Below are 16867 nucleotides of genomic sequence, written 5' to 3' on the forward strand. Positions count from 1 at the left end.
TGACGTGTATCAAGACAAGGCATTTTACCATTTATTAATTGAAACAAAACCTTGCAAGTCAGTTGTTAAAATATAAAATGAAAACGATTATCAATAGCATTAGATGAGAAAACACATGAAATATTTAATTAAGTTAGGTTTTATTACTTTAGCGGGAGCACTATTCTCTGCCAATGCATCAGCTTCGTGCAAAGCTACACTCGAAGCCAACGATATGATGCAATTCAACCAAAAAACACTGAGTTTTTCTAAAGACTGCAAAGAAATTAGCATTGAGTTAAAGCACGTTGGTAAATTACCTGCTCAAACTATGGGCCATAACGTTGTAGTTGTAGACACAGCAAATATACAGGCTGTTGCAACAGACGGTATGTCAGCAGGAATCGATAACCAATATGTAAAGCAAGGCGATGAGCGCGTATATGGATATTCCAAAGTAATCGGTGGCGGCGAAACAACCACACTCACTTTTGCAACCGACAAATTAAAAGCTGGTGGCGACTATTCATTTTTCTGCTCATTCCCAGGCCACTGGGCGATTATGAAAGGTAAGTTAGAGTTCAAATAGGCTGAAAATTCCTATTGGGCGTTTTTTAAACGCCCCTAAGGACAAATGTCCTTACCTCAAGCATCTACAAAGCACTATATTGGTGAATCACTTTGAAAATACAGTGTGTAATAATGAACTTTAACGTCATTAAAACGTCATAACTCTGTATTAAGTTAATGGAAATCGCAGGCACCCTGATCCAGTGGCTGTACTTGTAAAACCAGTGTTTACCCTAAACACTTAGATAAGAGAGTCGAAAATGGACTATTTATATCAAGGATCCAAAATCCATGTGGCATTGCCTGTGGACTTTGCATCCATCAACAAAAGCAAGGTGACTTTCGAAGATAAGTCAGGCAATCAACGCGTTGATTTCGAAAACAAAAGCGACGCACGCCAATTCCTTAGCTGGCTAACAAGCCAAAAATAAAAAAACCGCGAAATTCGCGGTTTTTTTATGTCTGCTAATAAGTTTGTTAACTTGGCCAATTAAATAAACCTCACATTTAAACCGCTTACTCCAAATGAAAATATTTCGCTCTGCTCACATAAGATATAGAGTAAATACTTCATTAAACTGTAAATTAGCTGTAAAACTAAACACTTAACTTAGTACCTTTATTAACAACAAAAATAAGGGTACACATGAAAATCAACGCTATCTCACTACTTGTTGCTGGTGCTATTGCTTGCGCAAGCCAACAAGCGAACGCCTTCTCACAAGAAACACACAAACGCATTGTTATTGATGCAGTAAACTACATGCAACAAAACCCAAGTTCTACTGAGTATGCCAAGTTGTCCGCATGGGCGTCTCAACTTAACTTGTCAGTTGCTCAGTTGGCTAACTTACTTGGTCAAGCTGCTTACGACGTTGATGATTTTGAAGATACATTCTTTTGTGGCGCAATCACAGGGTCTTGCGTACAAGCGCCTATTTGGGGTGCAGCAGAAAGCATTGTAAAGTACACTAGCTACTGGCACTTTCAAAACCATACCCAAGGGCCCGACCAACACGGCAATGACTTTGGTGGTTATAACTACCAAAAACTTACGGTGTGGGGTGACATTGACAATTTAGCCGCAACTTGGTTAAAAGGCGATTACTTGGACGATGGCCGCGGTGGCGAAACCGGCTGGTTTGGTTCTGACTCAACGAAATACAATAGCTACGGCATTACTGAAGCAAACTACCGCATTGATGGTCACTCACACTACAACATGTATGATGACTTTGAAGAAATGCCGTTCCAACCAATTGATCATTTGGGTCAATACTGGTTTCAAAAGTTTGTCGAAAGCAAAAATCCACAGATCCTAGGATTTGTATTTCACACCACTGATTTACTACAACCACACCACACTTGGGTAACATCTGCATTAAATCATTCTGGTTGGGAATCGTGGGTAAAAGATTACTACGATAAAGAGCAGCTAAACGATTTTAGTAAAGTCAGCCAAGCACTTGAATACTACGCAACACTAGATGCAAACCAGCAAGATATTCGCCCAATTCTTACTCAAGGTGGTGCACTTTCATATTCACAAGGTGGCATAGTACTTAATTCAAAAGATCACTACGACCGTGTAAATACCGGGCAAGTTGTGATCCCACATGCCATTGCTATGGTCGTTCATTTACTTAATCATGCCGTGGTACAGCTATAAATGAAGTTTTTAGTATTATTAAGCACGCTTTTAGCGTGCTTTGCACACGCTAATGTGCAATTTAATAACGATGAAATTGCTTTTATGAAGCAGTTTTATATCAAGCAAGGCGAGCAATTATCCAAGCAGCAAACACAACAAAGGCTTGAAACTCTGTATTTTCACCTTGCATTGGCAAAACAAAAAGCACCGACATTATTGGAGCGTGTTTCAAGTGTAGGCTTTAGCACTAACTACCATAAAAAACGCTATATGATCAGCTTATTAGATAATGGATTTACTAAAATTTCAGCACCAAACATTGCTCTTAGCAGTACTGAACTAAAACAGCTACTGGGTAACTACCCTCATAATGGCATAGCAACAACGCAACTTTTAGCTAAGTTAACTCAACCCTTAACTACAAGCTATACATTGGCAGATGCTTATAATGATGCATCCATGCAAGCGCGCTTTAACCTGCACCAAGGTGACATAAAACAGCTTGCTGAACTCGTAAAGGTAGAAGCCCATTATCAAACCGTAAAGCAACAGCATCAAAACCCAAATATTCGCTGGCAGGTACTCGAGTCACTCAGTACAAGTCAGGCTATCACGCCAGCTCTGCTTAACTATCTTGGTGTAAAAGCCAGTATGCATAATGAAAGCCCATACCTCGACAGTTTGAAACAACAAATTTCAGCACCTGAAATTGCTAAATACTACCAACAAAATAAACAGCAATTTCGCTATAGCTCAGAAGTAACGGCAGCATCGCTATCTTTTAGCTCGCATGAAGCTGCACAAACCGCCTACAAAAATAATGCGCTGTCACAGCAACTGAATAGCAAAAAAACAGTTATAAAACGTAATTCACTTAGCAATAACTTTGTTAATCAAGCCGCATTCAATTTATCCATAAAACAAGGTCCTACGCTTTTACGCAAACCTAAAAACCAATGGGTGATCATTCAAGTATTTGATAAAAAGTATGATTACTACCCTGAAAACAGTGAAACCGTTGTCTATCAGGCGAAAACCTCGCTTGCAACAACACTGGCTAAAAAGCAGTATGCCACTGCTAAAAATCAATGGCTAAAAGGCGGCCAATTATGAAATTAAAATTACTATTTGCTAGCATAGTCATAGGGTTGATTATCGCGCTTGGTTGGTTTAGCAATTTGCCAATGAGCCCAAATACATATACTGCGATTAATGCTCCAAAAACCGTGCATTCAAGTGCAAAACCCGCAGCAAAAATACAAACCATTGAAACAAAAACACCAGTATTAACCGTTAACAGCAGATTAAAAACAACATTAATCAGCCCTGTAAAAACGCATGTTAAAGTGGATATTCCGCCGATATCACCAACTAAGATAGAGACAACATTTACCGGTGATTTAGATGATCACGAGGCTTACTTAGCGTATGAGAATGAACAAGAAATCGCGTTAAAAACAGCGTATATTCAAGCCGCCAAAGACAAAGTAAAGCAGTTAAACTCTTGGTTAGTAAAAGGCATAAACCAGCAACTTGATGCCTCTCAAATTGAATTTGCGAAAGAAAAAATTAAAGCACTAGAGCAACTCACCCAATCATTAGAAGAAGAACTAAAAAAGGCGAGCTAAATGCTCGCCTTTCTACCAAATCAACTAGCCTATTAAGCTGGTTTTAAATCAATTTTGCGCTGGTTGTAGTAGCTAATAAGGTCATCTACTGTTTTTTGGCAATACTCACGAATGCCCGAAACCAGCATATTCTTTTCACCTTTACCAATCACTTTATCACCATCTTTAAAAACAAATGGTAGCGTGATTTTTCCGCGTTTTCCTGTTAGCTCAAATTCAGGCGTCACAAACTCTAATACCGGTTGTTTAACATCTAGGCTAGAGAACTCAATCGACATTGACTCGTACATTACCATAGGGCGTGCAGGGTTAATCATCACCTCTTGCTCACCCATCAGCGGAATAATCACGTGTGGGAATGCTTTACCTGAAAATTCCACATAGTTTTTAATTAAACTATTGGTCAGCTCTTCACAGGTTGATGTCTCACCTTCACGGTTTACCGATAAGTACACTTTATCATCTTGTGTTAACGCAATTTCACTGTCGGCATTAGGAAAAGTAAGCGATACTTTTTCGTCTACCATGCCAGCAAAAGTAAAGTGCATTTTTTCACTTACACCATATTTGTTTAACACCATTGAGAAAAGTAAATCACCTGGTACACAAAAACGCTTTGCATCAATATCATGAAGCGGGTTGTAATCGTCAGCAATCAGTTTTGCAAAACGGCTAGCCTGATCACGGCTGAACGATACTTTTCCTTCAGACTCTTGATAGAAACCAGATAACATAAAATAACCTCAATTTTAACTTGGCCGCGCATTTTATCAGCGTTTTTCGGAATAATTGGTCATACCTGTTTAAAGGCAATCACGATTGCTAAAAGCGCCATTCTAAATTCAAATAATACTTATCCATAGATAAGAAAGTGTGGTGACTATAACCGGCTTTTAAACCCCAATTGCGGGCGAAATCATACTGTAAACCTAAGCCTAAATTTGCGCCAAAATTGGTTGAGTTTTCACGTGCAATCGGCTCTCGCTGTTGCGAGTGATGGTAGGTTAATTTAGTAGAGACACGCGTTACTGCAAGACCAGCGATACCGTAAAACGATAACTTATCATTAATATGATAAAAATGGTAAATGCCATCTAAGGTTAAAATACTCGCATCGCTGTCATGGTACACATTATTCTTACAATCAAAAAAACATAGGTCTAACCAATCAAGTTCAATGCCATAGGTGTAGTTGGCGCGCACTGCTAAATCGTTTGTCACATAATAACCTAAGCCAACACTTGCATTAACAATGTCAGAATCATCACCATTTAAATCATAATCATCCAATAAATCTTGCAGGTTTTGATCTAGCTCGTCGCGCGCATCCTTACTGTTGTAATTGTAATAATTTGAAGCAACCCCAAAGTTAATAAAATATTGACCTTGTTTTTGGGTTTTTGCCATTGCTGTAGCGGGAATTAAAAGCGTTACTATAAAAATCAGAAAAGAGGCCGATTTCATAACTATCCTTTTGTATTTGAATGAAAAATTAAAAACGGATATATCGTACCTAATTTGTGAAAAACGCCCATAAATTAATGGTAATAAAATGTAAAAAGCCAGCATTATGCTGGCTTTTAAAAACAATAAATTTAAACGTTATTATTGCGCTTGGTACGCCTTATAGGCTTTTTCTAGCTTCTTCGCCTGTTTCTTAGAAACACCGATATGGTTTAACGCTACACGTAAACGTGCACGCGACATATCTGAACCTAAAATCTCCATTGCATCAACAACCGATGTAGACGATGTTTTACCTGTGATAGCAACAAAAATTGGCTCTAAGAAGTCTTTAATCTTAAGCTCAAAGTGCGTTGCAACCGCTTTAGCAATGGCAAAAATCTCTGATTTTTCCCAAGTACGTAGTGCTTCTAATTCCCAGATGAAAATTTGTAACGCTTCACGTACCACATCTTCTTCTACCTTACCTGCTGTAAGTAGTGCTGGGTCATATTCTGGTGTACCTGCAACAAAGTGACCAGCTAAATCAACTAAATCTGATAACTTATTAATACGCGTTTTTGCCTGCGGTAATACTTTAGCAAGTAACTCAGGGTTAAATTTCCAGTCAAAGAAACGCGCCATTAACTCTTCATCAGATAAGTTTTCGCGGATCCATAAACCGTTTAACCAGTTAAGCTTGTCGATATCAAAAATTGGACCACCTAGTGATACACGCTTCATATCAAAGTGTTCAATCATTTCATCAAGCGTGAACTTTTCACGCTCATCTGGCATTGACCAACCCATACGGCCAAGGTAGTTAAGCAATGCTTCTGGTAAAAAGCCCATCTCTTTATAGTAATTAATCGATGTTGGGTTCTTACGCTTAGATAATTTTGACTTATCAGGATTACGCAGTAGTGGTAAGTGACCAAGTACTGGCGGCTGCCAGCCAAAATCTTCATAAAGTTTTAATAACTTAGGTGCTGAGTTAATCCATTCTTCACCACGGAAGATATGGCTAATTTCCATATGGTGATCATCTACCACATTGGCTAAGAAATAGGTTGGGAAACCGTCCGCTTTTAAAAGCACCTGCATGTCTACGTTTTCCCACGGGATCTCAATCTCACCACGTAGATAATCGTTAAACTTGAAAGAACCTTCAGCAGGAATTTTCATACGGATAACGTAAGGCTTACCCGCTTCAAGGTTTGCTTTAATTTCGTCTTCAGACAAGTTTAAACCACGGCCGTCATACTTAGGACGAAGACCTTCCGCCATTTGCTCTTCACGCATTTGGTCAAGTTCTTCAGCTGTGGCAAAACAGTAAAACGCTTTACCTTCATCAACTAATTGATGCGCAAACTTTCTGTACAAATCAGAACGCTCAGACTGACGGTAAGGGCCAAACTCGCCACCCACATCAGGACCGTGATCCCAGTTAAGGCCTAACCATTTAAGGCTATCCATAATCGCTTGTTCTGATTCACGCGTGCTACGCACTTGGTCTGTATCTTCAATACGCAGTACAAATTCACCACCTTGCTGTTTCGCAAAGCAGTAGTTAAATAGTGCAATATAGGCCGTTCCTAAATGCGGATCACCGGTTGGTGACGGTGCAACACGTGTACGAATTGTCATCAAATTTCTCTTATAAATCGATAGCGATAAAATTGGCGAAAAGATAGCACACCACGGCTATTTTTCGAAGTCATTCCCACACTTTTTTAAGCTAAATTACCACCTCAATTCCACCATCACGATGCCGTAGCACTTGATCTACACGGGCAAGACCGAGTTCAAATGCGTGTCGTGAGCTGGGACCACCCAAAGTAAATCTCAGTGCGTTGCAATTCGCGTTGCCATTGCGTGTGAACACATCAACTGTTCGCACAATCACCCGATTTGCTTTTAATTGATTTGCTAATGAGAACATATTGATATGCTCAGGCAGTGGTAAATACACATTCAAGCCCGAAAATATGGCCTCTAAGCCATGTTTTTCAAAAAGCGCTCGCAGTAAGTTGATACGCGCTCTTACTTCTTCTGCAAGCTGCAATTGATTACGTTTAAATTCATCATCATGTAATGCAAGTGCTAACAACTCAAAATTCATCATTGAAACCGACCAACACTGGCTATGAATTTGCTTAAGTACTGCTTGCTGCCACAAAAATGGCGCAATTAAGTAACCAGCGCGCAGGCCTCCAGCAAAGTATTTTGAAAAACTACCTATATAAAACACTCTGTCATTGGCAGTTTGCCAAAGCGGTAAACGCCAGTTTTCAGGCAAACAGTAGTTCACATCATCTTCAACAATAAAAAAGTTGTAACGCTGGCTGAGCGCAAGCAGCCCATCTAATGTTTCTTGGTCATAGCGAATATTGGTGGGGTTTTGACAGTTTGGCGTAATGTAAATTGCTTTTACGGTATGTGACTTACAGTAGGCCTCAAGCGCGTTTAAATCGATACCTTGCGGCGTTAGCGCCATCGGTTTGGTGTTTAAACCAAGTGAATCGCATGCTTGATAAAAACCCGGATAACACATTTCTTCGTGAAGTACCGTGTCGCTAGGTTGGCACAATGCAGCAAGCACACTATAAATCGCTTGCTGAGCACCTTGGCAAAAAATTAGTTCCTGCTTACCAATTTGCAACCCTTTATCGTTCAACCAGGCTTTATAGGTATGTTGTAGTTCATCGCTGCCATTGAGTTTGTAGCGCAAAACATTTGTCAGTGCAGAGGCGTTATTTGCTAGCTTGCGCATTTGCTCGGCCAATACATTTTGCTGCCCCATAAGCGGCATCATACTCGATGAAAAATCGGTATCGTCTAATTCATCCAGATGAACTGACTGCGCTTTTATAAACGTGCCTGCCCCAAGTTTTGCCGTAGCAATGCCGCGTTTAACGAGTAAATCATAGGCGCGCGTAACCGTGCCATGAGTCACACCAAGGTGATCGGCCAAAATTCGTTGCGCTGGTAATTTTTGCTCTGCAGAAATTACCCCAGATTGGGCGACACGCTCAATTAAATCTGCAAGCGATTGATATTTTGAACTTAATTTGCAGAGCTTTTGGTACTCCGCAACATCTGGCAACCAAATTGTATTCATAACAATAATTAAATTGATCCTTTTTAAATAATATGCCATTGCTAACAATATAAATAAATATGAAATTGTATTGATACAATTAGAGGATCAAAATGGAAACCAGCACAGTATTATCATTATTGCCTGCACTTATATTATTTAGCATTAGTGCCACACTCACACCTGGGCCAAATAATATTCTGCTCGCCTACTCAGGGGCGAATTTTGGTTTTCGTAAAACGCTGCCGCATATTGTGGGCATTCGTATCGGCATGACGTGTATGCATTTAGCTATGTTGCTTGGCCTTGGCAAGCTGTTTGAACAGTATCCAATGCTGCATCAAGTATTAAGTGTGTTTGCCGCCAGCTACATTATTTATTTAGCCATTAAAATTGTGCGTGGTAAGCCAAATAGCAGTAACAGTAGCGCCTCCCCTATGACGTTTAGCCAAGCAGCGCTATTTCAATTGGTGAATCCTAAATCATGGGCAATGTTACTCACTTTAGTTACCGCACTGACTTTACCTAATGAACAGTACTGGCCATCAGCTTTGCTAGGTGTAATCGTATTTAACTTGGCGACCTTACCTTGCTCGTTTTTTTGGGTTGCTGTTGGTCGTTACTTAAAGGGATTTCTACAAAATCCACAAAAGCTAAAACGTTTTAATTTGGTTATGGCAAGTCTGTTACTACTGACATTACCACTTATCTTTTATTAAGGAATTAACAATATGAAGGTGAGCCACACAATTGATGAGCATGATTTTGAACACATTCATCAGTTCTTATCGCTTCATGCATATTGGTGTTTAAATATTCCAAAACACACACTAAAAACAGCGTTAAGCAACTCACTATGCTTTGTTGTAAAAAGTGATGAGGATGAACTGCTCGCATTTGCACGGGTAGTAAGTGACTATGCCACATTCGCTAATTTATTGGATGTATTTGTTTTACCCGACAACCGAGGCTTGGGAGTTGGCAAAACTCTCATAAAAGCAGTCGTTGAACATCCAAAATTACAAGGTTTAAGGCGTTTCACCCTTGCCACTAAAGATGCGCATGGGCTTTATCAACAATTTGGCTTTAAAGCGCCTAAGTTCCCAGACGCAAATATGGAAATCTATTTACCCAATATTTATCGAGATTAAGGCACAATAATAGTGGGTGCTTCTGGCTCTTCTTTACCTAACATACGGCGAATAGCATGCAGTTTTTGGGCATGCTCATTCTCTTTGTGATACGCGATATACACATCGCGCTTAAACTCAGGTAATGCATCTAATCGGTGCAATGAGCCTTGCTCAATAAAAGGCTCTACTAATACATCGGGTAAATAGGCCGTGCCGCCGCACTGCAGCATTAAATCAAGAGCGATACGTGCTGTACTGGTTCGCATTAATGGTGTTGCCATGCCTTTAAGCTCTTTTCCATGCCATGCCGTAAAATTAGTGCCCCAATCAACACGAATATAACGGGTTACATCACTTGGACTAGCAATTGGCTCGCTTGAAGTTGATACTGGGATTAATGCAAAAGTATGCAGTAATTCAATTTTAAGCTCTTCCGCTTTGGGCGGATCAAAAATAATTGCGATATCTAGTGAGCGCTCTAACAATTGTCGCGTGATCTGCTCTCGCGCTAAAATTTCAGCCACCAAGCTTACATCAGGTTGCGTCGCGTATATTTTTGAAATCGCATCATGAATGTAGGTATCCCACGTATTCGGCGTACCTGCGATAGAAATTTGCGTCACTTGCTCTTGGGTTAATGCTACATCTTGCTTTGCCATACGCAATGTTTGCATCATCACTTCGGCATGCGAAACAAATCGTTCGCCCGCAGGCGTAAGCTGAATATTGTTACGGTTGCGAATAAATAGCTCTACGCCAAAATACTGCTCAAGCTGACGAATTCTCGAACTTACAGCAGCTTGTGTTAAATATAAATTTTCAGCCGCCTTACCAAAATGGCGACAATTTTTTACTTCTATAAAGGTTTTAACTAATTCGATATCCAAAGCAGCATCTCTTATCGTGACGATAAATTTTTATTGTTGTACTTAGTAAACACAATTCACGCATACTCCGCCAAAATGGGCAAAGTTGTCAACATGAGTATCTCATATGGACTTATTACATGGTTTTGTAAAAACAAGCAATTTCTATGATGACCTGAATTTTCCACAAGGATTTAACCGTAGCGGACACTTTACAATTCAAGAAGCAGAATTGTTAACAGCCATCGGTAAGCGATTATTTCAATTAGAACATCAACTAGCAGAGCCACAAAATCACACTGAAGAGAATTTTGTGGCTATGTGCGTTACAAAACGAGACCCCGAAACTCGATTAGAGAGTTTGTGGCACAAGTATAAATCGGCTACTCAAAGCAAACGATTTCATACGCTAAGTAGTTCAGTTAAAGCCAATGTTGATAACGCATTTAATGAATTAGAAGGTAATTACTAATGCGTGGTTGGATAATCTACAAGCAAAACGAAATGCTATTACGTCAAGAAGCGTACGAAATACACCGCTTACTTGAAGTAGCAAAAGAAGAAAATATTGAATTACAGGTATTTTCACCGGATCAGTTCGATCTAACGGTAACCCGTGATGACGAAAAAAGTATTCTAATTGATGGTAAACGTCAGGAACTTCCTGATTTTGTAATGCCACGCATGGGTGCTGGCACAACCTACTTTACCCTTGCTGTCATTCGTCACTTAGAGCGCTTAGGTGTTTACTGTGTAAACAGCTCGCATTCAATTGAAACCGTAAAAGATAAGCTGTTTGCACAGCAAATCTTAGCTGAAAAAAACTTACCAACACCCGATACCATGCTGGTTAAGTTCCCAGTAAACGTGGCGTTAGTTGAAAAGCAAATTGGTTTTCCTGTGGTTGTAAAAACCCTGTCGGGTTCGCAAGGCAGCGGTGTATTTTTATCAAAATCACCGGGCGAATTTGATGACTTAATGCAATTAATTGAAGCAACAAGTCCAAAAGCAAATATTATTTTGCAGCAGTTTGTAAAAGCGAGTCACGGTAGAGATTTGCGCGTATTTACCATTGGTGGTCGTGCAATTGCCTGTATGGAACGTAACTCAAACGGCGAAAACTTTAAAGCAAATGTAAGCTTAGGTGGCGTTGGTAAACTTTACCCAATTACCCCTGAAATTGAATGGCTTGCCACACAAACTGCCAACGTGCTTGGCTTAGATGTAGCAGGTATTGACTTATTATTCGATCAAGAACACTTTAAGATTTGCGAAGCGAATTCATCGCCTGGCTTTGAGGGATTAGAAAACGCAGTCGATATTGACGTACCGCGTGAAATCTTTCACTTTATTCGCATTCGCTTAGGTATTTTTGATAAAGCCTCCGCTAAAAAGGCAACCAAACCAGTTGCAAAGCAAGTGGAAGAAAAAAGCTAATAAATTGCTTTAATAGCAAAACGCAGCCTAGAGCTGCGTTTTTTGTTTCTTTAATAAGTAGCTTTGAATTTGTTTAGGTAATTTGCATTTACCCGTTGTTGTGCCATCACAATCGTGTACTGCTACTTTCACAAGTTTACTATCTACTACCGGCACAATGTACTTTTCACAGCGTTTATCTTTTTGAACATAGCCTTCAATGCATTGCCACCCGCCTTCGCCATTATCAATGGCAAATTCAGGCAAGCCATAGCTGACGCACTGACCGTAGCGCCAATCCTTACCAATAGGGCAAACACATCCACCACCTACTAAGGATTTATCCATGTCTTTACCACATTGGCTCGCATATAAATTCAGTGGAAAAAATAAGAGTAATATCAGCCATTTCATTCGTCACTCCATAACAAAAAGCAAAACAACACTGTGACATATTACATATAAAACATGAAAAAACAAAAAACGCAGCCGAAGCTGCGTTTTGTAAAACTCTTTACTACTTATTGAAAATTAAGCAGCTTTTTTTGCTACTTCATTTTCTAAAAAGGCAATAATATCGTTCGACTCATAAAGCCATGTTACTTTGTCGTCTTGCTCAATACGTAAGCACGGCACTTTGACCTTACCGCCCTCTGCTGCAAGCGTTTCACGGTGAATACCTTCGGCTTTTGCATCACGTAACTCAATATTTAAGCTGTTGCGCTTCATTGCACGGCGTACTTTTACGCAAAACGGGCACGCTTTAAATTGATACAAGCTTAGGTTTTGGGTTTTTGCGTCAATTTCAGCCTGTAACTGTGCATCGCGCTTAACACCACGTGGTGTTGTAATAAAATCAAAAAACAAAATAATGCGGCCTAATAACCAACGAACAAACTTCATACAACCTCCAATAAATTTGGCGGCATTTTACTGTAAATGCTGGAACGAATAAAGGTTAGCCCGAAGTAAGAAAAGTCTAACTTATAACCAACGGCGGACGTTTGTTTTGTAGCGTGTAAACTGATCACCAAAGCACTCTGTTAGTGCGGCTTCCTCTGGTTTAATTTGAAAGCGCTCAATAAACAACATAAATGCCACAACACCTAAAAGGCTTAACCAACTGCCAAGTAATATAGCAAAGCCTAAAATCGCGAAAGCCATGCCCAAATACATTGGGTTTCGCGTGTATTGAAAAATACCGCTTGTAACTAAGCTTGAAGCGGTTTCGGGTTTAAGTGGGTTTACCGTGGTACTCGCTTTTCGAAATGAAATAACACCAGCAAGGGCAATCGCTACCCCAAGCAAAACGGCAAGTACAAACAGTTTAAAATTAAGTGTGCGAATAATCTCAAATGTGAATTCAGCATCCGACACTAAATACATGCCCACCATACAAGATAATCCCACCACAGGGGGTGGGATTTTATTATTTAGCTTATTGGCGAATGAGGTAATCACCCTCACCTACCCATTTATATGTAGTTAATGCCTCTAAGCCCATAGGCCCACGGGCATGCAGCTTTTGTGTTGATACCGCAACTTCAGCACCTAAGCCAAACTGCGAACCATCAGTAAAGCGGGTACTCGCGTTAACATATACCGCCGCAGAATTTACCGCTGCAACAAACTTATTGGTATTGCTCAAACTTTCAGACAAAATACCATCTGAGTGACCTGATGAGTGTTCACGAATATGCATTATCGCTTGGTTAATATCATCAACGACTTTTATGCCAAGCGTTAGGCTTAACCATTCTTTGCTGTACTCACCATCAGCAATTTGGCTAACGCGCTCACTCAGCGCAGCTGCTCTTTCGCAGCCTTTAAGCGTCACTTGATCTAAACGTTGTGCTAATAATGGCACTAACTGCTTTGCAATTGATTCATCCATAAGCACAGTATCAAGCGCATTACACACACTTGGGCGCTGTACTTTGGCGTTTTCAATGACATCCAATGCTTTTTGCAAATCAGCAGAAGCATCAACATATAAATGACAAATACCAATACCGCCTGTGATCACCGGTATTGTGCTATTTCCAACGCATACTTTTTGCAGCGTATCGCCACCGCGCGGAATAATCATATCGATGTACTTATCTTGCTTTAAAAGCTCAAGCACTAAAGCGCGATCTGGGTTGGTAATTAATTGCACTGCGTCTTTATTAATGCCGGCATCAATAAGTGCTTTACCAATTAATTCAACTAAGTAAGTGTTAGTATTAAGTGTTTCTTTACCGCCGCGTAAAATACTGGCATTACCGGTTTTTAAACATAAACAGGCGATATCTAACGTAACATTGGGGCGCGCTTCATAAATAACGCCTACCACACCTAATGGCACAATTTGTTTTTTTAAGCGCAGGCCATTTTCAAGCGCTTTCCCATCATATTCACCGCCTACAGGATCATCCATTGCGATTAAGCTTTGAATATCATCGGCAATGCCTAAAATGCGTTCTTTATTTAATAATAAACGATCAAGCAAGGCCTCGGTTAAGCCATTTTCTTTACCTGCATTTATATCGCGCTGGTTCACTTGTTCGATTTGTTCGGCATTTTCTAAAATGATGGAACGAATATTTTCTAATGCTGTATTTTTCTGTGCTGTTGTCGCCACAGCGAGATCAAAACTTGCTAACTTTGCCTGCTGTGCTAATTGCGTAATCACGTTAATCCTCCAAAAAGTACTAAATCATCGCGGTGAATCACCACCGCCCCGTAGTCGTAACCGAGCAATTGATTGATTTGCTCGGAATGTTGCCCTTTTATCTGGGCCAGATCGCTTGATGAATAACGACAAATGCCCCGTGCTATTTGCGCCCCATTTTGGTCGCATAATTTCACCATAGCACCGCGTTCAAATTTACCAAGCACATCACTCAAGCCTTTTGCTAACAAGCTTGATCCTGAGTGTTTCATTGCGCTCACTGCGCCGTCATCTAATATTAGCTCACCGCTTGCTGGCGGCCCTGCCATTAACCACTGTTTACGGCTTTCGGTCACTGACGCTGTTGCTACAAAACGTGTGCCAACATCTTTACCTAGTGCCGAATCTACAATTACGTTGTCTTTATGGCCTGCGGCAATAATCACTTCAACACCTGCTCGGCACGCAATATCGGCTGCTTGCAGTTTAGTTGCCATGCCGCCGGTGCCTAAATGCGTACCCGAGCCGCCTGCCAATGCTTTTAAATTAGCGTCAATTTTATCGACCAAGTTAATCAACTTGGCATCTGGGTTAGCGCGCGGATCTGCAGTAAATAATCCCGGCTGATCCGTTAGTAACAACAATTTATCGGCTTTAGCGAGAATGGCAGCCAAAGCCGATAAATTATCATTATCCCCAACTTTAATTTCTTGTGTTGCTACCGCATCGTTTTCGTTAATGATCGGCACAATATCGTGTTTAATCAGCGCCTTTAGCGTATCACGTGCATTTAAATAACGCTCACGGTCGTCTAAATCTGCGCGGGTTAACAACATTTGCCCCACATGCATACCGTATAAGTTAAATAAGGTTTGCCATGTATGAATTAAATGACTTTGGCCAACGGCAGCAAGCATTTGTTTGTTATTCACATTGCTTAAATCACAGCTTAAATGTAAATGCTCTTTGCCCGCAGCAACTGCACCGCTCGATACCAAAACAACTTTGTACCCTTTCTTTTTTAATTGGGCACACTGGCGCACTAATTCAACCATATGCGCTTTATCTAAAGTAAAACTACCACCGGTTAATACACTCGTACCCAGCTTTACAACAATTGTTTTTTTCCCGTCACTCATTCCCAACACCTAACACCTCAGGCAACAACCTTTGTTATATCAAAGCTGAGAAAATCAACAAGGGTAAAATGGTCTCACACAAAAAAATATCATGCAAACCACCCAATCAACCAAATTTAAATAAGAAAATCTAATCTATAACAGCATAAAATTTTGCATTTTTATGTTCCGCTATTCTTTGGTCGATACTCATCGCTTGATGCTTATTGCACCAATAAAAGTCTGTTAAAATTCACTGCCCCTTAAATTTGAGTAGTGTTTATGCCCGCTAGTTTATGTTTACTGATCGCCACATTTTTGTGGGGAAGCTCGTTTATTGCCTTAAAGTACGCCATTGATTTATACCACCCCGCGGTAGTAATTTTTCTGCGAATGCTCACCACATTTAGTCTGTGCATGCTGCTTTGGCGCTATGTGAAAAAATTTGATTATCAAAAAGGTGATTGGAAATACCTGCTCGGTATGTCTCTTGCCGAACCTTGCTTATACTTTTTATTTGAAGGCTATGCCCTTGAATACACCTCTGCCAGCCAAGCGGGTGTCATTGTGAGCTGCTTTCCACTTATCGTAGCGATTTTGGCGTTTTTTATGCTGAAAGAATATTTATCTAAATCCATCATCACCGGGTTTGTTTTTTGTATTGTGGGGGGAATTGCGCTTACCCTTGTATCGCCCGATACCAGCGCCGCACCCAATCCAATTTTAGGCAACTTTTTAGAGTTTTTGGCCATGGTATGCGCTGCTATTTATGCAGTGTGCGTAAAGCATTTAGCTCACCGCTACTCGCCGCTTAGCTTGATTGCCTTACAAGGCATTAGTGGCACCTTATTTTTTACGCCATTTTTGTTTTTTGTCGAAATACCAACTGAAATGTCGATAGAAGGCATCGCTGCTATTATCTACTTAGGCTCATTTGTAACCCTAGGTGGCTACGGCATGTATAACTATGCCATTTCAAAAGTATCGGTATTAACTGCCGCTGCATTTTCAAACCTTATCCCTGTATTCACCTTGTTACTGGCGTCATTACTTCTTCATGAGTTCTTAACGTGGCAACAGTGGTTAGCTATTGGCTGTGTATTTATTGGCGTTGTTATTGCCCAGCATCATAAGCCAAAACCACAAGAAGATACCGAACCGCAAATGGATACCATGCCAGTAGAGGTTGGGAGTGAAAGATAACTAATTTTGCGTGAGTATTGCGTTAATTCGATGCTCACGTTTTCATATTAAACGTATCCCTAAATTTAACTTGTGCCATCCAAGGCACACTCTTGTTCATTTTTGTT

General features: G+C 40.4%; 20 protein-coding genes. 10 read left to right on the plus strand and 10 right to left on the minus strand.

All coding sequences use genetic code 11. The annotated features are described in order from the left end of the window. Positions 1-115: 115 nt before the first annotated feature. From azu to AC2IOM_RS01590, 5 genes are all read left to right on the plus strand, one after another. The gene (gene azu, locus AC2IOM_RS01570; protein ID WP_394227107.1) at positions 116-568 is read left to right on the plus strand and encodes an azurin; all 453 of its coding nucleotides are present in this window, start codon (positions 116-118) and stop codon (positions 566-568) included. Positions 569-809: 241 nt separating this feature from the next. Beyond that, on the plus strand, positions 810-980 hold the full coding sequence (locus tag AC2IOM_RS01575) for a hypothetical protein (protein ID WP_010560955.1): 171 nt from the start codon (positions 810-812) through the stop codon (positions 978-980). A gap of 215 nt (positions 981-1195) precedes the next feature. Then, positions 1196-2218 (plus strand): phospholipase C/P1 nuclease family protein, encoded by a 1023-nt coding sequence (locus AC2IOM_RS01580; RefSeq protein ID WP_486358914.1) that lies wholly within the window; start codon positions 1196-1198, stop codon positions 2216-2218. After that, on the plus strand, positions 2219-3313 hold the full coding sequence (locus AC2IOM_RS01585) for a hypothetical protein (RefSeq protein WP_486358915.1): 1095 nt from the start codon (positions 2219-2221) through the stop codon (positions 3311-3313). Continuing rightward, complete coding sequence (locus tag AC2IOM_RS01590; RefSeq protein WP_486358916.1) at positions 3310-3828, plus strand: hypothetical protein; 519 nt, start codon at positions 3310-3312, stop codon at positions 3826-3828. The genes AC2IOM_RS01585 and AC2IOM_RS01590 overlap by 4 nt, the downstream gene beginning before the upstream one ends. Positions 3829-3860: 32 nt before the next feature. Here AC2IOM_RS01590 and AC2IOM_RS01595 read toward each other — a convergent pair whose 3' ends face one another. The 4 genes from AC2IOM_RS01595 to AC2IOM_RS01610 all read right to left on the minus strand — a co-directional run bounded on the left by AC2IOM_RS01595 (position 3861) and on the right by AC2IOM_RS01610 (position 8392). Next, entirely contained in the window at positions 3861-4562 is a 702-nt protein-coding gene (locus AC2IOM_RS01595; RefSeq protein WP_010560959.1) for a DUF3581 family protein, read from the minus strand. An 88-nt stretch (positions 4563-4650) separates the two neighbouring features. Beyond that, a complete protein-coding gene (locus AC2IOM_RS01600) occupies positions 4651-5292 on the minus strand; it encodes an outer membrane protein (protein ID WP_157813453.1) in 642 nt (213 codons plus the stop codon). Positions 5293-5433: 141 nt separating this feature from the next. After that, positions 5434-6918 carry a glutamate--tRNA ligase gene (gene gltX, locus AC2IOM_RS01605; RefSeq protein ID WP_486358917.1) on the minus strand — a complete coding sequence of 495 codons (1485 nt, stop codon included), beginning with the start codon at positions 6916-6918 and terminating at the stop codon, positions 5434-5436. Between the two features lie 91 nt (positions 6919-7009). After that, positions 7010-8392, minus strand: coding sequence for an aminotransferase-like domain-containing protein (locus AC2IOM_RS01610; RefSeq protein ID WP_486358918.1), 1383 nt, complete (start codon positions 8390-8392; stop codon positions 7010-7012). Positions 8393-8484: 92 nt separating this feature from the next. Between AC2IOM_RS01610 and AC2IOM_RS01615 the strand changes: the two genes are divergently transcribed. Together AC2IOM_RS01615 and AC2IOM_RS01620 are read left to right on the plus strand one after the other, a co-directional pair. After that, a complete protein-coding gene (locus tag AC2IOM_RS01615; protein WP_486358919.1) occupies positions 8485-9090 on the plus strand; it encodes a LysE family translocator in 606 nt (201 codons plus the stop codon). A gap of 12 nt (positions 9091-9102) precedes the next feature. Next, entirely contained in the window at positions 9103-9522 is a 420-nt protein-coding gene (locus AC2IOM_RS01620) for a GNAT family N-acetyltransferase (protein ID WP_486358920.1), read from the plus strand. Here the strand turns inward: AC2IOM_RS01620 and AC2IOM_RS01625 are convergent. Beyond that, entirely contained in the window at positions 9519-10391 is an 873-nt protein-coding gene (locus AC2IOM_RS01625) for a LysR family transcriptional regulator (protein ID WP_010560965.1), read from the minus strand. The two genes, AC2IOM_RS01620 and AC2IOM_RS01625, sit on opposite strands and share 4 nt — an antisense overlap. Positions 10392-10497: 106 nt before the next feature. Here AC2IOM_RS01625 and maoP point away from each other — a divergent pair, with 106 nt between their 5' ends. Both maoP and AC2IOM_RS01635 read left to right on the plus strand, forming a co-directional pair. Further along, the gene (maoP, locus tag AC2IOM_RS01630; protein WP_054979746.1) at positions 10498-10842 is read left to right on the plus strand and encodes a DUF413 domain-containing protein; all 345 of its coding nucleotides are present in this window, start codon (positions 10498-10500) and stop codon (positions 10840-10842) included. Beyond that, complete coding sequence (locus AC2IOM_RS01635; RefSeq protein WP_100912704.1) at positions 10842-11807, plus strand: ATP-grasp domain-containing protein; 966 nt, start codon at positions 10842-10844, stop codon at positions 11805-11807. The genes maoP and AC2IOM_RS01635 overlap by 1 nt, the downstream gene beginning before the upstream one ends. A gap of 27 nt (positions 11808-11834) precedes the next feature. Here AC2IOM_RS01635 and AC2IOM_RS01640 read toward each other — a convergent pair whose 3' ends face one another. The 5 genes from AC2IOM_RS01640 to proB all read right to left on the minus strand — a co-directional run bounded on the left by AC2IOM_RS01640 (position 11835) and on the right by proB (position 15578). After that, the gene (locus tag AC2IOM_RS01640) at positions 11835-12200 is read right to left on the minus strand and encodes a hypothetical protein (protein WP_486358921.1); all 366 of its coding nucleotides are present in this window, start codon (positions 12198-12200) and stop codon (positions 11835-11837) included. A gap of 117 nt (positions 12201-12317) precedes the next feature. After that, positions 12318-12689 (minus strand): glutaredoxin family protein, encoded by a 372-nt coding sequence (locus AC2IOM_RS01645; protein WP_010560969.1) that lies wholly within the window; start codon positions 12687-12689, stop codon positions 12318-12320. Positions 12690-12770: 81 nt separating this feature from the next. Continuing rightward, positions 12771-13247: a methyltransferase family protein gene (locus tag AC2IOM_RS01650; protein ID WP_486358922.1), complete on the minus strand. Its 477-nt coding sequence runs from the start codon at positions 13245-13247 to the stop codon at positions 12771-12773. Next, the gene (locus AC2IOM_RS01655) at positions 13225-14460 is read right to left on the minus strand and encodes a glutamate-5-semialdehyde dehydrogenase (RefSeq protein WP_486358923.1); all 1236 of its coding nucleotides are present in this window, start codon (positions 14458-14460) and stop codon (positions 13225-13227) included. The genes AC2IOM_RS01650 and AC2IOM_RS01655 overlap by 23 nt, the downstream gene beginning before the upstream one ends. Further along, positions 14457-15578 (minus strand): glutamate 5-kinase, encoded by a 1122-nt coding sequence (gene proB / locus AC2IOM_RS01660; protein ID WP_486358924.1) that lies wholly within the window; start codon positions 15576-15578, stop codon positions 14457-14459. Before proB ends, AC2IOM_RS01655 begins: the two co-directional genes overlap by 4 nt. 261 nt (positions 15579-15839) lie before the next feature. Here proB and AC2IOM_RS01665 point away from each other — a divergent pair, with 261 nt between their 5' ends. Further along, the gene (locus AC2IOM_RS01665; RefSeq protein WP_486358925.1) at positions 15840-16760 is read left to right on the plus strand and encodes a DMT family transporter; all 921 of its coding nucleotides are present in this window, start codon (positions 15840-15842) and stop codon (positions 16758-16760) included. Positions 16761-16867 lie beyond the last annotated feature (107 nt).

It is taken from the genome of Pseudoalteromonas sp. NS-SX12 (assembly GCF_057367955.1).